This is a genomic window from Citrobacter werkmanii (assembly GCF_008693645.1).
GTDB classification, from domain to species: Bacteria; Pseudomonadota; Gammaproteobacteria; order Enterobacterales; family Enterobacteriaceae; genus Citrobacter; species Citrobacter werkmanii.
Window position 1 is genome coordinate 2,514,844 of the sequence record NZ_CP044101.1, and the last position, 22,265, is coordinate 2,537,108.

Below are 22,265 nucleotides of genomic sequence, written 5' to 3' on the forward strand. Positions count from 1 at the left end.
TCTGACAATCTACAACAGGCGACAACAGGTTAACTGTAGGGTTATTACGGGTTCACAAACGTCGACTTAACGCGCTGTGAGCGCTTGAAGTAGGGCACCAGCAGTGCTGCTGCTAACAAAGGGAACAGCAGTTGGCGCACGGCAAAGGCGTCCGGGACGGGTGAAAACGCAAACGCTTTAATCGCCAGTAACACGGAGATCAACAGCCATAAAATATAGTGCTTCGGCACGCAGGTTCTGCGTTTGAAAAACGCAATCGTCAGCCATAACGTGTAATACCACATGGCGATAGCCGTAATAAAAGAGACGCCCCATAACAACAAATTGGTCGTACTTTGCTCACCAAGCGTTTGGAAGGTTTGCGGTGTGGCCAGCGCAGTGACGTAAAGTAACAACGCCAGCGAAGCACTCAACAACGCAACTAACAGCCAGGCCAATGGCCCAAGTAGCCAGCCTCCGATACGTTGTGCCGGTGTGGTAGTCATCTCTTCTCCAGGTTTACGCGCGCGATCAAACATGCCATTCATTTTGGGGCAATTTTGGGGCAATTATTATAAAGCTTTTAACGTTCAGCGCTACTTTCTTCTTTATTGCACGTAATGCCAGACTGATTTAGGCACCTGACCGACGTCAAACAGACGACCTCCGGAGATGAGCTCCGCACGACGGTGGTCTGCTGCACGGTACATATTGATAATGTCGTTATCGTCGGTGAGCGTGTAGTTAAGATGATCGAACAGTTTTTCCAGACTTTCGAGTGAACTAATTTTACGGAATTTTAATAAGTAATCCTGAACAGTCATAAAGAGCAATCCATATATAAAATAATACCAACGGAGTAGAAAATATTAAGAAATAAACAACGTGCACAGGTAAAAGCGGATTTGCGCGCAAATGTAAGAAGAGTATGCATACCTGTAAAAAGCAGGCGCTATTTACGCCTGCGGCAAGGTTAGCGCGCTTCGCGATCCCAGGCAATACGCGCGGGAGCGGGATGCGGCATAATTCGCTTTTTTTGACAGAATTGGATCTTTTACAGCCGGACCCAGCAATGCGTAAAGGTGAATTGCGGGTCGAAAAAAGCTGATGACGCTTATTTTTTCTGCACTGCTGCAATTGGCTCCGGTGGCTGGTAATTGTCAATATGATTGGCAATACCCAGCAGGATCACGGAGACCGCAAGAACAATCCAACCTGCTAACTCAATAAGACGATTCATTACTGATGACATTTGCTTTGATTTATCCATAAACACAGGCTGCAAATGTTACTAATCTCTCCATAATACAGCAAGAAGATTGGGAACGATTTCAGCCACTTTTTCGCGGCAAATTCAGCTTAAGAAGCATATGTTTGACTTAAGTTAATAAATAACCTTTGTAGCGCAAAGGTTATTAAACTATTGAGACGTTGCAATGTATGGTGTGAAATAGGTCAGTCTGAATTGAGAGGCAATAACATGAGTGACAACATCCGCGTTGGGCTAATCGGCTATGGTTACGCCAGTAAAACCTTCCATGCCCCCCTGATTGTGGGCACACCAGGCCTGGAACTGGCCGCGGTGTCCAGTAGCGATGAAGCAAAAGTGAAGGCCGACTGGCCTACAGTGACGGTTGTTGCTGAGCCTAAGCACCTTTTTAACGATCCTAATATTGACCTGATTGTGATCCCTACGCCAAATGACACGCACTTCCCGTTAGCGAAGGCCGCACTGGAAGCGGGTAAACATGTGGTTGTTGATAAACCGTTTACCGTGACACTGTCACAAGCTCGTGAGCTGGATGCTCTCGCGCGTAGTCTGGGGCGCGTACTATCCGTTTTCCATAACCGGCGCTGGGACAGTGATTTTCTGACGTTGAAAGCGTTATTGGCGGATGGCGTTTTGGGCGAAGTTGCCTATTTTGAGTCCCACTTCGATCGTTTCCGCCCGCAGGTTCGGGACCGTTGGCGTGAACAGGGCGGTCCGGGCAGCGGTATTTGGTATGATTTAGCGCCACATCTTTTGGATCAAGCGATTAATCTGTTTGGTTTGCCGGTCAGTATGACGGTGGATCTGGCGCAACTGCGTCCGGGCGCGCAATCGACAGATTACTTCCATGCCATTCTGACGTATCCACAGCGTCGTGTGATTCTGCATGGAACCATGCTGGCTGCCGCAGAATCGGCCCGCTATATCGTGCACGGCTCACGCGGGAGCTACGTCAAGTATGGTCTTGACCCACAGGAAGAACGTCTGAAAAATGGCGAGCGCCTGCCTCAGGAAGACTGGGGTTACGACATGCGCGATGGCGTATTGACGCGAGTTGAAGGCGATGAGCGGGTTGAAGAGACCTGGCTGACCGTGCCAGGTAATTACCCGGCGTACTATGCAGGCATCCGTGATGCGCTGAACGGTAATGGTGAAAACCCGGTCCCGGCGAGACAAGCTATCCAGATTATGGAGCTGATTGAGCTTGGCCTTGAGTCCGCAAAACACCGCTCCACGCTTTGCCTTGCCTGATAAGGCTCATGCCGGATGGCGGATGCCCCGGTATTTGATCCGGCCTACAATGCAACGCCACGTAGGCCGGACAAGCGTTACGCTGCGGCGACCTTCTCGCGCAGCGTACGTTTCTCTTCGTTACTCAGGAATGCCATTTCCAGACCATTGATTTGCGCCTGGCGGATCTGTTCGCGAGTTAAACCTGCGGCAGGAGCGGCAATGGTGTACTCGTGAATAATATCGACACCCTGAACCGCCGGATCGTCCGTATTCAGACTGGCCACAACGCCATGTTCAAGAAATGTTTTCAGCGGATGGGTCGCCAGCGTAGCGACGGTGCTGGTCTGGATGTTCGATGTCAGGCAGGATTCAATGCCGATACGGTGTTCGGCGAGATAATCCATCAATGCGCGATCTTCGACCGCTTTAACACCATGACCAATGCGTTCAGCGCCCAATTCTTTAATGGCCTGCCAGATACTTTCTGGTCCCGCGGCTTCGCCGGCATGGACGGTGATATGCCAGCCTGCATCGCGTGCCTGGTTGAAATGTGACAGGAACAAACTACCCGGGAAGCCCAGTTCGTCACCGGCCAGATCCAGCGCAGTAATATGGTCACGGTGTGCTAACAGCGCATCAAGTTCCTGCAGGCAGGCGGCTTCGCCGAAGGTACGACTCATAATGCCAATTAAACGCGCTTCAACGCCAAAGGCCTTGCAGCCTTCGCGCACGCCTGCAATAACGGCTTCAACGACGCCTGCTACAGGGAGTTGATGGGTCATTGCCATGTAGCCAGGGGAAAAACGTAGTTCAACATAGTGCAGGCCGTTACGTGCGGCATCCTCAATATTTTCAAACGCGACGCGGCGGCAGGCGTCCAGCGAGGCCAGAACCTTTACGCCCCAGTCTAGTTTGGATAAAAAGCTGACCAAATCAGGCTCGGTTGACGTCACTTGCACATGAGGAATCAACGTTTCCAGCGTCTGTGCCGGGAGGGTTAAATTGAACTGGCGACCCAGATCGAGGATCGTTTGGGCACGGATGTTACCATCAAGGTGGCGATGGACGTCGGTTAAGGGGAGAGAAGTATCAATCATGGTCGCACTCGTATTTTTAGGTAAAGTGCACGGCATTATACAACAGAATCATAATTCTCTAATAACTTTGAATAAAGCGCGCCAACACTTTGTAAAAGGGTCACATTGTGGACATTTATTTCAGATTTTCAATGAGTCAGGCGATCGGCGTGCTATCCTGGTCAATGGTAGCCTTCTCCGTCAGATACTTTGCCGCGAAAGACATAGTAGCTCCATGCTGTATACATCAGAATGACCGGAATAATAATAAGCGTGCCAACCAGCATAAACATCTGACTTGCAGGAGGAGCCGCCGCATCCCATAAGGTAATATGCGGCGGAATAATATAGGGCCACAGGCTGATGCCTAAGCCGCTAAAACCCAGAAAGATTAATCCCAGCGTCAGGATAAAAGGTCGTGCATGGCTGGTGTTGTCGCTGCTCAGACGCCAAATCCACAGGCTGAATATCGTCACCAGAATGGGGACCGGCACAAACCAGTAGAAATTAGGTAGCGTGAACCAGCGCTCTGCGATGTATTGCCAGCTAAGGGGGGTCCAGATGCTGACCACGGCAATAACCGCCAGCAGAGCGAGCAAAACATAGCGCGTTAATTTACGCATCCGTTCCTGAAGCGCGCCATCGCTTTTCATTATCAGCCAGGTGGTGCCGAGTAACAGATAGGCGGCAACCAGTCCGAGTCCGCAAAACACATTAAATGGGGTCAACCAATCCAAGGCCGACCCGGCAAAGCGTCGTACTGCTATATCGAAGCCGTTAATCATGGCGCCAACAACGATACCCTGACTCACGGTCGCCAGCAACGAGCCGCCGGCAAAGGCGTAGTCCCAAAATAGCCGATGCGAAGGCGTAGCTTTAAAGCGAAACTCAAATGCCACGCCGCGAAAAATCAACCCAATTAGCATCATCGTGAGTGGAATTGCCAGTGCGTCAGCAATCACAGCATAAGCCAGAGGGAATGCGCCAAAGAGACCGGCCCCACCGAGCACCAGCCAGGTTTCGTTCCCGTCCCAGACGGGGGCCACGCTGTTCACCATCACATCTCGCTCGCTGGGGGCATGTACAATGCTAAACAACATACCAATGCCCAAATCGAAACCGTCCATTACGATGTACATTAGCGTGGCAAAGACAATGATAATAAACCAGATTACGGTGATATCGATGTCCATCAGATTTTCTCCTCTTCATCCGTTACCGGTTCTGCGGCGGAAAGCGGACGCGCAGGGGTGCCATCGGTTTGTGAGGTCAGTTCACTGACCGGCTGAGGTCCTTTTTTAATCAGCCTGAATATGTAGTGATAACCCACGCCAAAGACGGTGCTATAAACGACGATAAATACCAGCAAACTGATGACCATTTGCGTTGTGCTGTGCAATGAAACGGCATCTCTCGTGCGCAAAAAGCCGTATACGACCCAGGGCTGGCGGCCAACTTCCGTGGTCACCCAGCCGGCCAGTAAGGCCAATAGTCCGGCAGGCCCCATCAAAAGCGCAAACCACTGGAATGGGCGGGAATGGTACAGGCGTTTGCGCCAACGTAACCAGACACTGCAGATACCCAGGGCGATCATCAACACGCCCATGCCAACCATGATGCGAAACGACCAAAATACAATTGCGGAGTTGGGGCGATCTTCCTTGGAAAAATCCTTCAGCGCTGGAACTTGCTTGTCCAGGCTATGGGTCAGAATCAGACTGCCCAGCGCAGGGATCGCCAGAGCGTATTTGGTGCGCTCTTCCTCCATGTCAGGCATGCCAAACAGCGTCAACGGCGTCGCCTCTCCGGGGGGATTCTCCCAGTGTCCCTCAATGGCCGCTATTTTCGCAGGCTGATGCTCAAGGGTATTGAGGCCATGCATATCTCCAACAACGGCCTGAATAGGGGCGACAATCAGAGCCATCCACAACGCCATCGAAAACATTTTACGAATGGCAGGGGTATCGTTACCCCGGAGTAAATGCCAGGCGGCAGATGCGCCAACGAACATCGCGCTACTCAGAAAAGCAGCAATCGACATATGCAATAAGCGATACGGAAATGAAGGGTTAAATACGATAGCCAGCCAATCCTGGGGAATGACATGACCATTTTCGAGGCTAAAACCTTGAGGTGTTTGCATCCAACTGTTGGAAGCCAGGATCCAGAAGGTAGAGAGTAACGTGCCCAGCGCCACCATACAGGTGGTGAAGAAATGCAGCGCTGGAGATACTTTGTTCCAGCCGAATAGCATTACGCCAAGGAAGCCCGCTTCGAGGAAAAAGGCGGTCAGGACTTCATAAAGCAACAGTGGTCCGGTAATACTGCCGGCAAATTGCGAAAAACCGCTCCAGTTGGTACCGAACTGATAAGCCATTACCAGGCCGGATACGACGCCCATCCCAAAATTGACGGCGAAGATTTGCAGCCAGAAATTATAGAGCGAGCGCCAGAGATTGTTTCGCGTGCGCAGCCACATCCCCTCCAGCACCACCAGATAGCTGGCCAGTCCAATCGTAATCGCGGGAAAAAGAATATGGAAAGAGACAGTGAAGGCGAACTGAAAACGGGCTAAATAAAAAGCGTCAAGTTCAGGCACGGTACAGACCCCATCCGAGGAAGCTCTGCCTGAAGCAGAGCGTAATGAGATTATTTTTTGGCTACAACGCCGTCAGCGTCAGACCGTAAGAGAAATTGTTCTGTCGTTTGCGGAATATGTTTAATCAGCCAGTCGGCCATCTCACGTTCCTCTGCCAGAATCGTTTCAATAGCGGGGATAGAGGCGGTATCACCGACCTTTTTTGCGGCGGCCAAAAGCGATGTGTAGCAGGCTATTTCAAATTGCTCGAATACATAGCCGCTAATTGCGCCTTTTACAATTTCGTCAGAAGGAAACATGCCGCCAATCGACTGGCCAAAAGCCGCCATTTTACTCATTGAGTCTTTTAATACAGAGCGCGAGATATCGTTTCGATCGAGGATCTCTTCCAACAGAGTAATTTGCCGTTTTGTTTCATTAATATGTTGCTCAATTCTGGCACGCAAATCAGGATAATTATCGATACGACTCGCCATCGATTCCAGCATTGACTCCGCTTGCTTTTCCATCGCGTGCGCATCGCGTAGCCAGTCATGGTAATGTTCTAAGTGATTCATCGTAATTTCCTCGTGTCAGTATGGTTATCGTTTTTCAGCGTCTTTATTAATGTTACCAACCGCAAGATCGGTTAATTTCAGATCGGTTTGTTTTTCTTCTTCAAGCGTTTCTGCGAGGAGTTTTACGGCTTTTTTATATCCAAGTTGTTCTGCCAGGGTTGCCAGTGTGCCGTAGCTGGCAATTTCATAATGTTCCACTTTCTGTGCGGCTGCGATTAATGCCGCATCGCGTACTTCATTTTTCTCGGTGCTTTCAATAACCTCATTAGCCTCTTCAATTAAGCCTTCCATCGCCACACATTTCATGCGTTTAATCTTAATTCCCGGCTCTTGCTCAACGATTTGGTCAATACGTTCAATTTGCCCCTGAGTTTCTTCCAGGTGGGCATTAAAGGCTTTGCTGAGCTTTTCACTTGATGCGGCTCTGGCGAGTTTAGCCAGTCCGCGCGTTAATTGTTTTTCGGCGCTATAGGTATCTGAAAGTAGGTGAATAAATACGTCTTCAATGCTTTTCATATGCATATTAATATCCTGTAGAGGTTAAAAATAACTGCGAGCCTCATACAGACCCGCAGGACACTCTTTTCATTAAAAGATGAAAATAACGCTAACTATCAGGAGTTGTCAGACTTACGGCCACCACCGTGGCTGCTTTGTCCACCTTTTTTGCCTGCTTCAGATGCGCGTTGCGGATCGTTTTTGAAGTTACCACCGCTATGTTGACCGCCTTTACGGCCCGCTTCTGATGCTTTTTCTCGGTCTTCTGCGAAGTTACCGGAACCACCACGATGCTCTGCCATATATCACCTCATATATCGGTTATGTCAGTCAGATACAAAAAAATAATTTCGTATCCGTCGTTGTTCAAGGCTTAAAGTTAGCGGCTATTTGTATTAAGTCAAATTTAATGTTGATAGGCGAATCAGTCCGTATTGATAATTTTCAATGGATTGCGGTAAATACCGCTTCGCTTATTATGGTTGACGTTTAATTAATAAATTGCTGTAACCGTCTGAGATTTAGAAGGAATAAAGACATGATTGCCTGATCAGGATTATCCTTGTAAATTTTCTTAAATTATAAATAGATCGCAATAAAATCGAAGCGTTCCGCTTAGTCTTAAAATGGCATTATTAAATGTCATGGTATTCATTTTGTTCTACGCTTATTAATCTTTTGGGCAAAAACAATACGGAGCGAAAACATGGTTAACCTAAATAATGAAAGAACCAGCCAAAAACGATAATTTTTTACTTTTAAGATGATGACTTAAAGGAGAAAAATGATGAAAGCACTGACTTATCATGGCCCTCATCATGTTAGCGTTGATAATATGCCAGATCCCGGCATAGAAGAGCCGGATGATATTATTCTGCGTGTTACTGCGACTGCTATATGCGGTTCGGACCTGCATCTTTATCGCGGTAAGATCCCTGGAATTCATCATGGCGATATATTTGGTCATGAGTTTATGGGCGAAGTGGTTGAAACGGGATCGCAAGTGACGGCTGTAAGTAAAGGTGATCGCGTGGTGGTACCCTTTGTTATTGCCTGTGGCGAATGTTTTTTCTGTCAACTTCATCAGTATGCCGCGTGTGAAAGCACTAACAGTGGCAACGGCGCAGCGCTGAACCGCAAGAATATCACGCCACCGGCGGCACTGTTTGGCTACAGCGATCTGTACGGCGGTATTCCTGGCGGTCAGGCCGAATATGTTCGGGTGCCAAAAGCGAACACAGGTCCATTCAAAGTGCCGGATACGTTGGCAGATGAAAAGGTTCTTTTTCTGTCGGATATTTTACCGACGGCATGGCAGGCAGTGAAGAATGCCGACATTAAGCCAGGCTCCAGCGTTGCTATCTTTGGCGCTGGACCGGTAGGGTTATTAACAGCTGCCTGTGCTCGTCTCAACGGTGCCGAACAGATATTTATCATTGATCATAACGATTACCGCCTTGAATTTGCACGACAACGTTATGGTGCGATTCCCATTAACTTTGATAAAAACGACGATCCCGCAAAATGGATTATTGATAACACGGCAGGTCATCGTGGCGTGGATGCGGTGATTGATGCCGTCGGTTTTGAGGCAAAAGGGAGCCTCACTGAAACTGTACTCAGCACATTAAAAATTGAAGGCAGTAGCGGAAAAGCGCTCAGGCAATGCATTGCGGCAGTGCGCCGGGGAGGAATTGTCAGCGTCCCTGGCGTTTACGCCGGTTTTATCCACGGATTCATGTTTGGTGATGCCTTTGATAAGGGGCTGACGTTTAAAATGGGGCAGACACATGTGCATGCTTACTTACCTGATCTGCTTAATTTGATCGAGAAGGGATTGCTTACCCCTGAAGAGATTGTGACGCACCATATGCCGTTGGAAGATGCCGCAAGAGGATATGAAATTTTTGAGAAACGGGAAGATGGGTGTCGAAAAGTTATTCTGGTACCGGGAATGAAAGCGGGATTATCCACGGTGAATGATTGACGCTGGCTTAATGGAGGAGGCGTCAGGCTGATAAGGCGCGCAATGAGGTTTTCATTGCGCAAACCTGCTTAACGAATTGTACGGATGGCGTTAATCAATCCCTGAACGCCTTTTTCAAGTTTTGAGCGCGGACATCCGGCATTCAGGCGCACAAAACCGCGTCCTTCTTCGCCGTAGGTGTATCCTGGCATGATGGCAACTTTCTGCTGGTGGATAAGCGCTTCCTGCAATTCGCGATCATCAATGTTGAGCGGACGCAGGTCAATCCACGCCAGATAGGTAGACTGTGGAACCTGCCAGCTCAGTTCGGGGAATGCGGCATTAAGCTCGCGGGCGACGTAATGCAGATTGCTGGCAAGATAATCCCGCAGCGCATCAAGCCAGCTTGCGCCCTGTTGATAGGCGGCAATATGAGCGGTCAGCGCCAGTACCGCCGGCGAGGAAAGACCATCGCGACCTTTTAATGCGCTGAGATAATCGTTACGACTTTGAGCGTCTTCAATCATCCCGTAAGCCCCGGTCAGTGCCGGAATATTAAAACTTTTTGAACCGGAAGTGAGCAGCGCCCAGCTGTCCCGTGCGACGTTACTCCAGGGAATATGTGGGTGATCACCCCATACCATATCCATATGGATCTCATCGGAAATGACTTTTACACCATGGCGCTGACACAGTTCCGCCATGGTTTCCAGCTCATCACGCGTCCACACTTTGCCCGTCGGATTTTGTGGGCTACAGAGCAGAAGAATTTTGCTCTCTGGGCGAGACAGGGCATTCTCCAGTGCGGTCATGTCGCAGTACCAACCGTCAGTACGTTTTTCAAGTTCGACAGCGCGCACCACGCGCTGATTACCCTCAATAGCTTTGTAAAACGCGTCGTAAGCCGGGGTGTGAATAACCACCGCATCACCCGCGGAAGACCACTGGCGAATCAGCTCTGACACCATATAGATGACCGAGGGACCATATACCAGCGACTGAGGATCGATTTTGGTATTGTGACGCGTAAGAAACCAGTGCTGAATGGCCGCCAAAAATTCATCATTTTTCCAACGGCTATAACCCAATACGCCATGGGACAGGCGCTGGGTAAGCGCCTCAAGAATGCAGGGGGCAGTGGCAAAATCCATGTCAGAGATGGTGAACGGTAGCAGATCGGCTGAGCCAAAACGGTCGGCGACGTAATCCCATTGGGTACACCAGGTGCCGTGTCTGTCCACAACCTTTGAAAAATCAAACATAGTGTTGTCCTTAAGCCTGTACGGTATTCATCAGAACCGCGATTTCGTCTTTCACTGACTGGACCTGCGGACCAATAACAACCTGGAGGTTATGCTGATTGAGTTGTACTACGCCAATGGCACGATTGTCCTTCAGAGCTTGTACGTTAACAAGCGACATATCTTTTACTGACAAGCGCAAACGAGTAATGCAGTTATCCAGGCTAACAATGTTTTCCGCGCCGCCCAACGCCGCCAGAATAGCTGGCACGTTGTATCCCGATTTACCTGGCGCTCCAGCCATCACTTTTTCGATAGTGCTGGCCATTTCGACTTCGCGACCCGGTGTCTTCAGATTGAAGCGCGTGATGGCGAAGCGGAAGATAACGTAATACACCGCGAACCAGATAGCTGCGACGACAGGGACCAGATACCACTTGGTAGACAATCCATGCAGGATGCCGAACACCACGAAGTCGATCAGGTTACCGTCAGTGTTACCGATGGTAACGCCAAGCACCGCCATTACGGTGAAGCCGAGGCCGGTAAGCAAAGCGTGGATCACATACAGAACCGGGGCCACGAACAGGAACAAGAACTCAAGAGGTTCGGTCGTACCACCAATTACACAGGCAATCAGACCGGAAATTAATAACCCTTTAATTTTATGACGATTCTCTGGACGTGCGCAGTGATACATCGCTAACGCTGCACCCGGTAACCCGCCGAGGAACGCTGGCATTTTACCCTGGGACAGGAAGCGGGTTGCGCTTTCAGAGAAGCCTTGGGTTGTCGGGCAGCTCAATTGAGCCTGGAAAATAGTCAGTGCGCCGCTCACGCTATGACCACAGACTTCCTGCGTGCCGCCGGCTTCGGTAAAGCGAATCAATGCCACCAGAATATGATGCAGGCCAAAAGGCAGCAACAGACGTTCGCCGGTGCCAAACAGCATAGGACCAAATTCACCTGCACTGTTGATGATGTGACCGAGTCCGGTAATGCCCATGGCGAAAACCGGCCAAATCAGGGGAATGACCAGACCGACCAGGCCCATCACTACCGAGGAGATGATGGGAACGAAGCGAGTGCCGCCGAAGAAGGCGAGAGCATCCGGCAGACGAATGTTATGGAAGCGTTCATGCAGCATCCAGACAATGATCCCGGCGATGACGGCGCCGAGGATCCCGGTGTCGATCGACTGGATCCCCAGAATATTTTGCACGTTGTTGGCTTTCAGGATCGCCGCATCAGTGGTGGGTAAGATACCTTTTGCGGTTAACCAGAAGTTGACGGCAAGGTTCATTACCGCGTAACCGACAAAACCAGCAAACGCCGCCACACCTTTGTTCTCGCGCGCCAGGCCAAGAGGAATGGCAATACAGAACATCACCGGTAGGAAGCTAAACGCAAATGAGCCAACCTTGCTCATCCAGGTAAAGATGGCCTGTAGCACCGGATTTCCTAACGCCGGGATTAACGTTAAGACATCGTGGCTGCTTAACGAACTGCCGATCCCTAACATGATCCCGCAAAATGAGAGCAGAGCCACGGGCAACATAAAAGTTTTGCCCAACTGCTGGAAAAATTCCCATAACGTTATTTTTGGTGTGGTTCTCGTCGTCATTAAACGACTCCTTGTTAAATCAGGCTGGCTAATGATGGCGAGAAGATAAAACGTTTTACCTAATTTTAGTGCGGTATAAATCACATTATCGAACGATAATAGGGGGTATAAATATAAGTGATTGATAAAACGTTTTATCCGTCACGTTATCAGGGAGTTTTCTGTTTTTATGGCTATAGCCAAAAAAATAACGATCCATGATGTTGCGCTGGCTGCGGGTGTTTCGGTCAGTACCGTCTCATTGGTACTCAGTGGCAAAGGACGTATTTCATCAGCAACCGGTGAACGGGTAAATGCTGCCATTGAGCAACTGGGGTTTGTGCGTAATCGACAAGCATCAGCCCTGCGCGGTGGGCAGAGCGGGGTAGTGGGGTTGATCGTGCGCGATCTTTCTACGCCGTTTTACGCTGAGCTAACGGCGGGGCTGACGGAAGCATTAGAAGCTCAGGGGCGCATGGTCTTCTTACTGCATGGCGGTAAAGACGGCGAACAGCTGACACAGCGCTTCACCCTGTTACTTAATCAAGGGGTTGATGGCGTGGTGATCGCCGGGGCCGCGGGCAGCAGTGACGCGCTACAGCAACTGGCCGCTGAGAAAGGGATCCCGGTGGTGTTTGCGTCACGCGCCAGCTATATGGATGACGTTGACACCGTCAGACCTGATAACATGCAGGCCGCGCAACTTCTGGTTGAACAACTGATACGTCATGGGCATCAGCGCATTGCCTGGCTGGGCGGGCAAAGCTCTTCATTAACCAGGGCAGAGCGCGTCGGCGGCTATTGTGCGACATTGTTAAAGTATGGTTTGCCGTTTCATAGCGACTGGGTGCTGGAGTGTTCATCCAGCCAAAAGCAAGCCGCGGAAGAGGTGACGGCGCTGTTACGCCGGAATCCCACAATCAGTGCGGTGGTGTGCTACAACGAAACCATTGCCGTAGGCGCCTGGTTTGGCCTGATGAGAGCAGGGCGACAGAGTGGTGAAACAGGCGTAGATCGCTACTTTGAACAGCAAATATCCTTGGCCGGATTTGCCGATGTGGCGGAAAGCGCGCTGGATGATATTCCCATTATTTGGGCCTGCACGCCTGCCCGTGAAATGGGATACACCCTTGCGGAACGCATGCTACAACGCATTGGCCACGATGAAAGCCATTCGCGCAATCTGACGCTTGCCGCCCGACTGGTCGTCGCGAAATAAAAAAAGCCCGATAAGCAAAGTTATCGGGCCTGTCGTAAGGGATATTTACTGTTGCGGGGCAGCAGGCGCGTCCGGCTCAGCAAAGGTAGGCATACCGAACATGCCAACAAACTCATCCAGCGACATTTTCTGTCCGTTCAGTGTTACCTGACCGTTCGCATATTGCAGGCTGGAACCGATAACGTTGTCCTGCAGCGTCGTAATACGGAACATCTGACCCATCGCCGCGAGGCCATTAACCTGCTGCTTCGCCAGACCCGCCGCTTCTTCCTGCTGATATCCTTCCAGTTTGGCAATCTGCGTCATGAATTCAGTCGCCATGTCGACAGGGATCGTCAGCTTAGCGTCCAGTGATTTGACGGAGCGATCCACTTCCTGGGCCAGCGTTTGCGGCTCCACGGTGTTTGCGGTCGGATCTTTCAGCAGTAGAGACAGATTAAAGGCGGTTTCACCTTTCGCATTTTTCCAGCTCAGTGGCGCAATGGTGATAACCGGTTCGCCTTTCATCAGAATCGGCAGGGCATTAAAGAAGGCTTCGGTGACTTTCTGCTGATATAGCTCCGGGTTTTGCACCACATCTATCTGTGACATCAACGCCTTGGTCTGGGCGCTATACTGCTGACTGAACTGGTGCAGGGCTTCACCATCAATCTGACCCACTTTCAGCGTCAGTTTGCCGCTACCCATATCCTGGCCCTGCAGTTTAAGGCTGTTCAGAGTGTAATCCAGCTGGCTGTTGACGGTTTTACCCTCGTTGATCAGATCGGATTTACCATCGATACCCATGCCTTCCAGAACCGCCAGCTCTTTACCCTCGACTGAAATTGACAGTTTTTCGAGTGACAACTTCTGGTCGCCAATACGCTCACCAAAGCTGGCGATACTGCTGGAACCTTCAGTTTTCAGGTTATTGAAGGTAATTTGTACCTTCTGGTTGTACTCATTGACCGCATTAACCAGACCACTTTGCGCATCGCCAGTCAGCGAAACCGCATTACCGTCTTTGTCAGCCGTAAACTGGAATTCCCCGCCGCTGAAGGCCACTTTTTCATCGCCATTCTCGTAGTTCAGCGGTTTGAGGGAGAGATCGGAGCGGGTATCGCCGCTGTAACCGATACGGGAGTTAATGATGAATGGCGTTTCACCTTTGGCAATGTCGAACAGTGGTTTGGTGACGTCGTTATTCACCAACGTTGTTTTCACCGAGGCCATAGCGGGAACCAGATTCAGCGACTTCAGCTGTGCCAGCGGGAAAGGGCCGTGATCAACCGTTTCATTAAGGACGATGCTCTGCCCCGGCTTCAGCCAGGAATCTTGCTGCCCGGTGATGGGTTTAACCACCAGTTGCAGTTGGCTATTGAACACGCCGCGCTGATAGTTTTGATAACTCAGTTCAATTCCCGCCTCAGGGGAGTAGCGTTTCAACTGATTGTTTGCCTGTGTCACCATCTCGGCGAGATGCGTTTCGAGTTTTTTACCTGTGTACCAGGCACCGCCCGTCCAGACGATACCCAGTGCAACCACTACACCCGCAGCTACCAGCGATTTTTTCATTTTGATATCCATAAAATAAAACCAGGCGTTTGAAGACGCCTGGAGGAGTGACTTGTCTTTAACTCACTACAGCTTAGCAAGAGTTGTTAAAAATATCAGTATCTTGCTACAGCTTGTTATAAACCCGAGCTAAACGGCCCTTGCCGCTGACGTTGACCGGCGATTCATTCGCACTAATAAAGGCCGACTCACCCGGCTGCAGTACCAGACGCTGCTCACCTTTGCTCAACACGGCTTCACCCTCAATGCAGAACAGAATTGCGGCGCTTTGCTGGCCGATCTCTGCGCCAGTGGCCGTTAACTCATGTAGGGAGAAGGCGAAATCGTCGACCGGAATAGGGAAGTCCAGTTCACCATCCGTTTTAACCGGTGTGGTCAGCAACTGGTTTGCAGGCTTAGCGACAAACTTAACGTTGGCGACCAGTTCCGGGATATCAATGTATTTTGGCGTTAGCCCGGCGCGCAGCACGTTATCTGAGTTAGCCATCACCTCCAGCGCCACACCTTGCAGGTAGGCGTGCGGGGTTTCAGCAAACAAGAACATGGCCTCGCCGGGATTGAGTTTAACCACGTTGAGCAGCAGTGGGGAAAAGAGTCCGCTGTCGTTAGGGTAGAAGTCGGCGATCAGGCGGATGGTTTGCCAGGGTTCACCCTGCTGGCTGTTCAGCGCCGATTTCAGGATCGCCAGGGCATGGGATTTCTCCTCATCCTGCATATTCAGCAAACTGGCGAATAGATAGCTCAGACGCTCTGCACTCGGCTCCTGCAGGAAATGCGCAATAGCCGGATGCGCGGCGGAAACGGGTTGTAATAACGCAACAATTTCGGAGAACTCACGAAATGCGTTCATTGCCAGGAAAGGCGTCAAAGCAAAAACCAGTTCTGGTTTGTGGTTAGGATCTTTGTAGTTGCGCTCGGCGGCATCCATTGGGATCCCGGCGGCGTTTTCTTTGGCAAACCCGATTTCAGAATTGTGCTTGTTAGGATGAACCTGAATCGAAAGGGGTTGCGCGGCGCAGAGCACTTTAAACAGGAAGGGCAGTTCACCGAAGCGTTTGGCAACGGCATCACCTAATAGCGCGGATTTATCGCGTTCAATAACGTCGCGCAAAGCAACCGTATGACCGTCAGCGCTCTGAACCTGCGAACTGCTTTTTGGGTGCGCCCCCATCCAAAGTTCAGCCATCGGTTGCTGAGTTGGGTTGGCAATCCCATAAAGTTCCGTTAACGCAGTTTTACTTCCCCAGGCGTAGTTCTGCACTGAGTTGATGAGTTTTTGCATTCTCAAGCCCTGTTTGAATGTGGAATTTTCTCTGGCTATTAAACCAAGAAACCCTGAGGGAAGTAACCTGCGCATGTAAAAAGTCGTACTTGTCTCAGTTTTTGTTAAAAAATTGTGTAGGATATGGTGACTCGCTTTTAATACCCTGAGTATTTCCGGTTGCAGAAAGCCTTGCCTTCTCCAACCCGACTTACGGCAGGGAAGCAGGGCAATGGAACATCTGCCCAGAGAATAACCAGACCTAGCAGTAAGTGAGAGCACAATGTCAAACAAACCCTTTCATTATCAGCATCCTTTCCCGCTTAAAAAGGATGATACCGAATACTATCTGCTGACCAGCGACTATGTCTCCGTTGCCGAATTCGAAGGGCAGGAGGTGATTAAAGTCGCGCCGCAAGCGCTAACTCTGCTGGCTCGTCAGGCTTTTCATGATGCGTCGTTTATGCTGCGTCCTGCGCATCAGCAGCAGGTTGCTGATATCCTGCGTGACCCTGAGGCCAGCGAAAACGACAAATATGTGGCCCTGCAATTCCTGCGTAACTCCGACATCGCGGCGAAAGGTATTTTGCCGACCTGTCAGGATACCGGCACAGCGATAATCGTGGGTAAAAAAGGTCAGCGTGTCTGGACCGGCGGCGGAGATGAAGCGGCACTGGCACGAGGGGTCTATAACACCTACATCGAAGACAACCTGCGCTATTCACAAAACGCCGCGCTGGATATGTATAAAGAAGTGAACACTGGCACTAACCTGCCGGCGCAGATCGATCTGTATACCGTTGACGGCGATGAATACAAATTCTTGTGTATTGCTAAAGGCGGTGGTTCGGCAAACAAAACCTATCTGTACCAGGAAACCAAAGCGCTGCTCACGCCGGGCAAATTAAAAAATTACCTGGTCGAGAAGATGCGTACGCTGGGAACAGCGGCTTGTCCGCCGTATCATATCGCGTTTGTGATTGGTGGAACGTCGGCGGAAGCGACGCTGAAAACCGTCAAGTTGGCTTCGGCGAAATACTACGACGAACTGCCGACCGAAGGTAACGAGCATGGTCAGGCATTCCGCGATGTGGAGCTGGAAAAAGAACTGTTGATAGAAGCGCAGAATTTGGGGCTGGGCGCGCAGTTTGGCGGGAAGTACTTCGCTCATGATATCCGCGTGATCCGTCTGCCGCGTCACGGCGCGTCGTGTCCGGTTGGTATGGGCGTTTCTTGCTCAGCCGATCGAAATATCAAAGCTAAGATCAACCGTGAAGGCATTTGGATCGAAAAACTGGAGCATAATCCGGGTAAATATATCCCAGAAGAGCTGCGCCAGGCGGGCGAAGGCGAAGCGGTGCGCGTTGACCTCAATCGGCCGATGAAAGAGATCCTGGCCCAGTTGTCGCAGTACCCGGTGTCCACGCGTCTGTCGCTCAACGGAACCATTATTGTTGGACGTGATATTGCGCATGCGAAACTGAAAGAACGTCTGGATAACGGTGAAAGTTTGCCGCAATATGTTAAAGATCACCCGATCTATTACGCCGGTCCGGCAAAAACGCCGGAAGACTATGCCTCTGGTTCACTTGGCCCAACTACAGCCGGACGTATGGACTCATATGTCGACCAGCTTCAGGCCGCGGGCGGCAGTATGATCATGCTGGCGAAAGGCAACCGCAGCCAGCAGGTGACCGATGCCTGCCATAAGCACGGCGGCTTCTACTTAGGTAGCATTGGCGGCCCCGCAGCGGTGCTTGCCCAGGGCAGTATCAAGAGTCTGGAATGCGTGGAATATCCTGAACTGGGGATGGAAGCCATCTGGAAAATTGAAGTGGAAGATTTCCCGGCGTTTATCCTGGTGGATGACAAAGGTAATGATTTCTTCAAGCAAATTCAGACGTCGCAGTGCGCACGCTGCGTTAAGTAACGTCAGCCGCCCTTAGGGGCGGTTTTTTTTCCGCACGAACCACCAAACGACAGTTTAATCCTCGTTAATACTGATAAGACCAATGCAAGTGGGCAATGTCGAAACATAACCTAATCAATTCTTAATGTAAGGAGCAGGTAATGGTAACGGTACGCCGCGAGAATGATTCAATGGGCGCAATTGATGTTCCTGCCGATAAGCTTTGGGGGGCGCAAACCCAACGTTCGCTGGAGCATTTTCGTATCTCTACGGAGAAAATGCCGGTCTTGCTGATCCATGCGCTGGCGCTGACGAAACGGGCGGCTGCCAAGGTTAATTTAGATCTCGGGCTGCTGGCGGAAGATAAAGCCACCGCGATTATGCAGGCCGCAGATGAGGTATTGGCGGACAAACATCGGGATGAGTTTCCGTTGGCCATTTGGCAGACGGGGTCCGGCACGCAAAGCAATATGAATATGAATGAGGTGCTGGCAAACCGTGCCAGCGAATTGCTGGGCGGCGTGCGGGGAATGGAGCGAAAAGTTCACCCCAACGATGATGTTAATAAAAGCCAAAGTTCGAATGATGTCTTTCCGACAGCGATGCATGTTGCCGCGCTGCTGGCGCTGCGCAAATCACTGATCCCGCAATTAACGGTGTTGACCAAAACGCTCAGTGATAAATCCCACGCGTTTGCCGATATCGTCAAAATTGGCCGGACGCATCTGCAAGATGCGACCCCGCTTACGCTTGGGCAGGAAATTTCCGGCTGGGTGGCGATGCTCGAACATAACCTCAGACACATTGAAAACAGTTTACCCCATGTGGCGGAACTGGCGTTGGGGGGAACGGCGGTGGGAACTGGACTGAACACCCATCCTGAATATGCTCGTCGGGTCGCGGATGAGTTGAAGGTCATTACCTGCGCGCCGTTTGTTACTGCACCGAATAAATTTGAAGCACTGGCGACCTGCGATGCGTTGGTTCACGCCCACGGAGCGCTCAAGGGGCTGGCGGCATCACTGATGAAAATCGCCAACGATGTGCGTTGGCTGGCATCCGGTCCGCGCTGTGGTATTGGTGAAATTTCAATTCCTGAAAACGAACCGGGTAGCTCCATTATGCCGGGTAAAGTCAATCCGACTCAGTGTGAGGCGCTGACCATGCTTTGTTGCCAGGTGATGGGCAATGATGTTGCCATCAACATGGGCGGGGCGTCAGGTAACTTTGAGCTTAACGTTTATCGACCGATGGTCATCCACAACTTCCTGCAATCAGTGCGTTTGCTGGCGGGCGGGATGGAAAGCTTTAACGAGCATTGCGCGACGGGTATTGCACCCAATCGTGAGCGAATCGACCAGTTACTCAACGAGTCGCTGATGCTGGTTACCGCACTCAATACCCATATCGGTTACGACAAAGCCGCTGAGATAGCCAAAAAAGCGCACAAGGAAGGGCTGACGTTAAAAGCATCTGCCCTGGCGCTGGGATATTTAACCGAAGCGGAGTTCGACAGTTGGGTACGACCGGAACTGATGGTTGGCAGCATGCGACCGGGCAGTTAATCAGCAACGTACAGGTGCAGTCGGGGAATAATCAATCTCAACGGCTGCGCCTGAGGTTTAAAACGATGCTGAACGTTGTCGGCATCGTAATTCAGTAACTCGCCAATATCGGGTACGGTCATTCCGTTGTTGTTGTTGATTAGCGCAATCAGCGGCGTCGGGCAGGCGTATTGCACCTGTTTTTGCTCTCCTTTGTACCAGACGCGGGCGATGGGCTGCACTTTCACCGGTCTTTTAATCTTCAGTTTTGCCTGCTGTGGCAGGGCTGCGATGTCCTGATATTCCCGCTCCAGCTTCGCCTGCCACTCTTCACGCGTCCATGGGTGTACGCTGCGCGGCGACGTCAGACTCTTTTCCAGTTGCTGCAGGACTTCATCGCGCTTCAGGTTTTTAATGATGTGTTTGTTAGCCCAGCCAAAGCGCAGGGTGGCGGGTTCTTTCACCAGCGTGAGGGTACGATAGGCATTCAACGTAATCAGTCCTGGCAGGTGGCGATGCACCCATTCGAAACGTGCGGCCGGCGCCAGTCCCGATTCCACCGTGACAATGCGCTCAAACGTCGTTTTCAACTGGTTAATACGCTGAATTTGTTCTTCCAGAGCGCTCTGCGCCGCGTTATCCACCTGATAGCACAACACGCCAGGAAGACGGACGGCCGCTTTGCTGCTGCGGTTCTCGGATTGCTGCTGAATAAACAGATGGCGATAGTGACGCAGTGCCAGCGATTCAGCCTCTTTGCCTAAATGTTGTTTTACATCGATGCTCTGCAAAGGGGCATGTTCTGCCTCCTTGACGACTTCTGGTAACGAGAACACGCGCGCAATCAGCAGCGTCTGCTGCAACAAATTTTCGCTCAGAAGCGCCAGTTCCTGTTCCATCTGGCGGAAGGTGCTGTTCAGACGGTCAACGAGATCGTAACGGGCCATGTGTTTTACCATTTTAGTTACAACATACTTTTTTATAGCACAACATTTGCCGCCTGACCACCGAGCGGCATGGGTCAGGCAGTGGGAAATTCAGGAATGTTATGCCAGACGGGCCAACTGAAAGAAAAACGGGCGCCGCCCAGTTCACTTTCATCGCAGACGACCGTACCGCCCATAGCCAATGCGATCGAATGGACGATGGCTAACCCAAGTCCGCAACCACCGGTCGCCCGGTCACGACTGGGATCGAGGCGTACAAATGGCTCAAAAACTTGTTCACGCGCCGCAGGTGCGATACCCGGACCGTCGTCTTCCACGATCAGTGTCGCCTGGTTGCCGTCCAGCTGCAGACTGGCTTGTACCGTCGACTGGCAATAGCGCAGGGCGTTATTCAGCAGATTATCCAGCACACGCTCCATCAGGCGCATATCCAATGCACCGTAGTCGCCACTCTGAAGATGGCGTAGCCGCACCTCATGGTCAGGATTGACGCTTTGCACATCCTCAAGATGGGTTGTCAGCCAAAGGGGCAGGTCGGGTACGCTAAGCTTCAATTCATTTTGTGGGCGATCCAACCGGGCGTAGGTCAGTAACTCTTCGATCAACGCTTCCAACTGGCCGATATCACGATTCAGTGCCTGAGATTCTTGCTCGGTGAGGTTCTCACTCATCTCCAGTCGGTAACGTAAGCGTACCAGTGGAGTCCGAAGCTCATGGGCAATACCATCAATAAGCTGTTTTTTACTGGCGATCAGCGCATTGATATTGTCCGCCATCTGGTTAAACGCCACACCAAGACGCTCAAAACTGGAACCGTTATCAAAATGGAGGCGTTCGCCCAGATGCCCCTCACCAAAACGTTGTGCTGCGGCTTCCAGTCGGAGCATTTCCTGCCAGTGGGGGCGCATCCAGATAAACACCGGGAAGGCCAGCGAAATAGCAATGAACGCCATCAGCGCGATGTCCAGCAAGCGCATTTGATGCAGAAAATAGAGATAGGGTACCGGGCCGACGGCCAGCACGTAATGGCTGCGCGGGATTCGTTGAATAAAAGTGTACTGATCGTCAAGCGCGACAATATCGCCTTCGCGCAGGCGCTGCATGGTTGGGGCATCCAGCGTGTATTTATTCAGCGGTTCAACGCGCAGATCAAAAGAGAGGTTCAAATCCATCTCCTTTAGCGTCTTACCCCAGTCACGTGGTGGGATCTCGCGCAGTTCACTGCGCATCAGGTACAACGAGCTTTTCATTAAATCGTCGAGCGACTGTCTGCCCGCGCGTTCTGCGGTGAATTTGTATACAAGGCCGACCAGCAAGGTCATCACCAGAAAGCAGACAAACAGCAGGAGATAAAACTGTACAAACAGCTTCTTCATATAAAATCACCGAATACGCAATATAATGCGTACTGATACTCTCAAAATTGTTGTGATATAAAAATATGAATTTCAATCGTTGTTGTTATTTGCTACTCATTTTCGCAGCAATAGGCTGTATTTTCACCGCACAACCTGTGGTTATGTGGCTAATAGTTGCCAATATACTGACGATGGCGCTATATGGCCTCGACAAAATGGCCGCTCGTAAGGCCTGGCGCAGGGTGCCTGAGTCTACTTTGCTGATGTTTGGTGTTGTTGGCGGGTGGGGGGGCGCGATAGCGGGTCAACAAATTTTCCGCCATAAAACACAAAAGCAGCCATTCAAAACCTATTTTGTTATTAGCGTGATAGTCAGTCTCTCGCTGATGGGGGCGGTTTATCAGTTCTATCCATTTTCATCTTCCTGAGTGAGGGAGAGAGTAAACGGCCC

Annotated in this window: 21 protein-coding genes; 6 read left to right on the forward strand and 15 right to left on the reverse strand. The window is 50.9% G+C overall.

Going from position 1 to position 22,265, the window contains the following annotated elements:
• Positions 1-44: 44 nt before the first annotated feature.
• The 3 genes from FOB24_RS12745 to blr form a co-directional block, all read right to left on the reverse strand.
• Complete coding sequence (locus tag FOB24_RS12745) at positions 45-485, reverse strand: DUF2569 domain-containing protein (protein WP_038640418.1); 441 nt, start codon at positions 483-485, stop codon at positions 45-47.
• Between the two features lie 102 nt (positions 486-587).
• The gene (gene ydgT / locus FOB24_RS12750) at positions 588-803 is read right to left on the reverse strand and encodes a transcription modulator YdgT (protein ID WP_008784684.1); all 216 of its coding nucleotides are present in this window, start codon (positions 801-803) and stop codon (positions 588-590) included.
• 290 nt (positions 804-1,093) lie between these two features.
• Positions 1,094-1,219 (reverse strand): division septum protein Blr, encoded by a 126-nt coding sequence (blr, locus tag FOB24_RS12755; protein ID WP_038643149.1) that lies wholly within the window; start codon positions 1,217-1,219, stop codon positions 1,094-1,096.
• Positions 1,220-1,459: 240 nt separating this feature from the next.
• On the opposite strand from blr, the gene FOB24_RS12760 reads away from it, so the two are divergent.
• Positions 1,460-2,500 (forward strand): oxidoreductase, encoded by a 1,041-nt coding sequence (locus FOB24_RS12760; RefSeq protein ID WP_038640423.1) that lies wholly within the window; start codon positions 1,460-1,462, stop codon positions 2,498-2,500.
• Positions 2,501-2,577: 77 nt separating this feature from the next.
• On the opposite strand, the gene add is transcribed toward FOB24_RS12760, so the two are convergent.
• The 6 genes from add to FOB24_RS12790 all read right to left on the reverse strand — a co-directional run bounded on the left by add (position 2,578) and on the right by FOB24_RS12790 (position 7,514).
• On the reverse strand, positions 2,578-3,579 hold the full coding sequence (gene add / locus FOB24_RS12765; protein WP_038640426.1) for an adenosine deaminase: 1,002 nt from the start codon (positions 3,577-3,579) through the stop codon (positions 2,578-2,580).
• Positions 3,580-3,740: 161 nt separating this feature from the next.
• A complete protein-coding gene (gene cydB, locus FOB24_RS12770) occupies positions 3,741-4,751 on the reverse strand; it encodes a cytochrome d ubiquinol oxidase subunit II (protein ID WP_150344996.1) in 1,011 nt (336 codons plus the stop codon).
• Positions 4,751-6,157 carry a cytochrome ubiquinol oxidase subunit I gene (locus tag FOB24_RS12775; protein ID WP_150344997.1) on the reverse strand — a complete coding sequence of 469 codons (1,407 nt, stop codon included), beginning with the start codon at positions 6,155-6,157 and terminating at the stop codon, positions 4,751-4,753. The genes cydB and FOB24_RS12775 overlap by 1 nt, the downstream gene beginning before the upstream one ends.
• A gap of 50 nt (positions 6,158-6,207) precedes the next feature.
• On the reverse strand, positions 6,208-6,714 hold the full coding sequence (locus FOB24_RS12780; protein ID WP_038640433.1) for a ferritin-like domain-containing protein: 507 nt from the start codon (positions 6,712-6,714) through the stop codon (positions 6,208-6,210).
• A 24-nt stretch (positions 6,715-6,738) separates the two neighbouring features.
• Positions 6,739-7,236, reverse strand: coding sequence for a YciE/YciF ferroxidase family protein (locus tag FOB24_RS12785; RefSeq protein ID WP_038640435.1), 498 nt, complete (start codon positions 7,234-7,236; stop codon positions 6,739-6,741).
• Positions 7,237-7,328: 92 nt separating this feature from the next.
• Positions 7,329-7,514 carry a con-10 family general stress protein gene (locus FOB24_RS12790; RefSeq protein ID WP_006684659.1) on the reverse strand — a complete coding sequence of 62 codons (186 nt, stop codon included), beginning with the start codon at positions 7,512-7,514 and terminating at the stop codon, positions 7,329-7,331.
• 485 nt (positions 7,515-7,999) lie between these two features.
• Between FOB24_RS12790 and FOB24_RS12795 the strand changes: the two genes are divergently transcribed.
• Positions 8,000-9,199: a zinc-dependent alcohol dehydrogenase gene (locus FOB24_RS12795; protein ID WP_150345574.1), complete on the forward strand. Its 1,200-nt coding sequence runs from the start codon at positions 8,000-8,002 to the stop codon at positions 9,197-9,199.
• 68 nt (positions 9,200-9,267) lie between these two features.
• Here the strand turns inward: FOB24_RS12795 and FOB24_RS12800 are convergent, their stop codons facing one another.
• Positions 9,268-10,440, reverse strand: coding sequence for a MalY/PatB family protein (locus FOB24_RS12800; RefSeq protein WP_150344998.1), 1,173 nt, complete (start codon positions 10,438-10,440; stop codon positions 9,268-9,270).
• Positions 10,441-10,450: 10 nt separating this feature from the next.
• Positions 10,451-12,043, reverse strand: a complete 1,593-nt coding sequence (malX, locus tag FOB24_RS12805) for a maltose/glucose-specific PTS transporter subunit IIBC (RefSeq protein WP_038640441.1) — start codon at positions 12,041-12,043, stop codon at positions 10,451-10,453.
• A 169-nt stretch (positions 12,044-12,212) separates the two neighbouring features.
• On the opposite strand from malX, the gene FOB24_RS12810 reads away from it, so the two are divergent.
• Complete coding sequence (locus tag FOB24_RS12810; protein ID WP_038640443.1) at positions 12,213-13,241, forward strand: Mal regulon transcriptional regulator MalI; 1,029 nt, start codon at positions 12,213-12,215, stop codon at positions 13,239-13,241.
• Positions 13,242-13,286: 45 nt separating this feature from the next.
• On the opposite strand, the gene FOB24_RS12815 is transcribed toward FOB24_RS12810, so the two are convergent.
• Positions 13,287-14,795: a YdgA family protein gene (locus tag FOB24_RS12815; RefSeq protein WP_150344999.1), complete on the reverse strand. Its 1,509-nt coding sequence runs from the start codon at positions 14,793-14,795 to the stop codon at positions 13,287-13,289.
• Positions 14,796-14,901: 106 nt separating this feature from the next.
• Positions 14,902-16,077: a mannose-6-phosphate isomerase gene (gene manA / locus FOB24_RS12820; protein WP_137347243.1), complete on the reverse strand. Its 1,176-nt coding sequence runs from the start codon at positions 16,075-16,077 to the stop codon at positions 14,902-14,904.
• Between the two features lie 262 nt (positions 16,078-16,339).
• On the opposite strand from manA, the gene fumB reads away from it, so the two are divergent.
• A complete protein-coding gene (gene fumB / locus FOB24_RS12825) occupies positions 16,340-17,986 on the forward strand; it encodes a class I fumarate hydratase (RefSeq protein ID WP_150345000.1) in 1,647 nt (548 codons plus the stop codon).
• A gap of 140 nt (positions 17,987-18,126) precedes the next feature.
• Positions 18,127-19,530: a class II fumarate hydratase gene (gene fumC, locus FOB24_RS12830; protein ID WP_150345001.1), complete on the forward strand. Its 1,404-nt coding sequence runs from the start codon at positions 18,127-18,129 to the stop codon at positions 19,528-19,530.
• Here fumC and tus read toward each other — a convergent pair.
• Positions 19,527-20,456 carry a DNA replication terminus site-binding protein gene (gene tus / locus FOB24_RS12835; protein WP_150345002.1) on the reverse strand — a complete coding sequence of 310 codons (930 nt, stop codon included), beginning with the start codon at positions 20,454-20,456 and terminating at the stop codon, positions 19,527-19,529. The genes fumC and tus overlap by 4 nt on opposite strands.
• A gap of 74 nt (positions 20,457-20,530) precedes the next feature.
• Positions 20,531-21,832, reverse strand: coding sequence for a two-component system sensor histidine kinase RstB (gene rstB, locus FOB24_RS12840; protein WP_137347245.1), 1,302 nt, complete (start codon positions 21,830-21,832; stop codon positions 20,531-20,533).
• A 65-nt stretch (positions 21,833-21,897) separates the two neighbouring features.
• Here rstB and FOB24_RS12845 point away from each other — a divergent pair, with 65 nt between their 5' ends.
• Positions 21,898-22,242 carry a DUF1294 domain-containing protein gene (locus FOB24_RS12845; protein WP_085049349.1) on the forward strand — a complete coding sequence of 115 codons (345 nt, stop codon included), beginning with the start codon at positions 21,898-21,900 and terminating at the stop codon, positions 22,240-22,242.
• Positions 22,243-22,265: the final 23 nt, after the last annotated feature.

What these genes read in the sequence shown, in the direction of transcription:
- malX (WP_038640441.1), bottom strand. Translation starts at nt 12,043, where the DNA reads ATGACGACGAGAACCACACCAAAAATAACGTTATGGGAATTTTTCCAG.
- add (WP_038640426.1), bottom strand. Translation starts at nt 3,579, where the DNA reads ATGATTGATACTTCTCTCCCCTTAACCGACGTCCATCGCCACCTTGAT.
- FOB24_RS12845 (WP_085049349.1), top strand. Translation starts at nt 21,898, where the DNA reads ATGAATTTCAATCGTTGTTGTTATTTGCTACTCATTTTCGCAGCAATA.
- FOB24_RS12745 (WP_038640418.1), bottom strand. Translation starts at nt 485, where the DNA reads ATGACTACCACACCGGCACAACGTATCGGAGGCTGGCTACTTGGGCCA.
- FOB24_RS12815 (WP_150344999.1), bottom strand. Translation starts at nt 14,795, where the DNA reads ATGAAAAAATCGCTGGTAGCTGCGGGTGTAGTGGTTGCACTGGGTATC.
- FOB24_RS12760 (WP_038640423.1), top strand. Translation starts at nt 1,460, where the DNA reads ATGAGTGACAACATCCGCGTTGGGCTAATCGGCTATGGTTACGCCAGT.
- ydgT (WP_008784684.1), bottom strand. Translation starts at nt 803, where the DNA reads ATGACTGTTCAGGATTACTTATTAAAATTCCGTAAAATTAGTTCACTC.
- tus (WP_150345002.1), bottom strand. Translation starts at nt 20,456, where the DNA reads ATGGCCCGTTACGATCTCGTTGACCGTCTGAACAGCACCTTCCGCCAG.
- FOB24_RS12785 (WP_038640435.1), bottom strand. Translation starts at nt 7,236, where the DNA reads ATGCATATGAAAAGCATTGAAGACGTATTTATTCACCTACTTTCAGAT.
- fumC (WP_150345001.1), top strand. Translation starts at nt 18,127, where the DNA reads ATGGTAACGGTACGCCGCGAGAATGATTCAATGGGCGCAATTGATGTT.
- FOB24_RS12800 (WP_150344998.1), bottom strand. Translation starts at nt 10,440, where the DNA reads ATGTTTGATTTTTCAAAGGTTGTGGACAGACACGGCACCTGGTGTACC.
- fumB (WP_150345000.1), top strand. Translation starts at nt 16,340, where the DNA reads ATGTCAAACAAACCCTTTCATTATCAGCATCCTTTCCCGCTTAAAAAG.
- rstB (WP_137347245.1), bottom strand. Translation starts at nt 21,832, where the DNA reads ATGAAGAAGCTGTTTGTACAGTTTTATCTCCTGCTGTTTGTCTGCTTT.
- blr (WP_038643149.1), bottom strand. Translation starts at nt 1,219, where the DNA reads ATGAATCGTCTTATTGAGTTAGCAGGTTGGATTGTTCTTGCGGTCTCC.
- FOB24_RS12795 (WP_150345574.1), top strand. Translation starts at nt 8,000, where the DNA reads ATGAAAGCACTGACTTATCATGGCCCTCATCATGTTAGCGTTGATAAT.
- FOB24_RS12790 (WP_006684659.1), bottom strand. Translation starts at nt 7,514, where the DNA reads ATGGCAGAGCATCGTGGTGGTTCCGGTAACTTCGCAGAAGACCGAGAA.
- cydB (WP_150344996.1), bottom strand. Translation starts at nt 4,751, where the DNA reads ATGGACATCGATATCACCGTAATCTGGTTTATTATCATTGTCTTTGCC.
- FOB24_RS12810 (WP_038640443.1), top strand. Translation starts at nt 12,213, where the DNA reads ATGGCTATAGCCAAAAAAATAACGATCCATGATGTTGCGCTGGCTGCG.
- FOB24_RS12780 (WP_038640433.1), bottom strand. Translation starts at nt 6,714, where the DNA reads ATGAATCACTTAGAACATTACCATGACTGGCTACGCGATGCGCACGCG.
- manA (WP_137347243.1), bottom strand. Translation starts at nt 16,077, where the DNA reads ATGCAAAAACTCATCAACTCAGTGCAGAACTACGCCTGGGGAAGTAAA.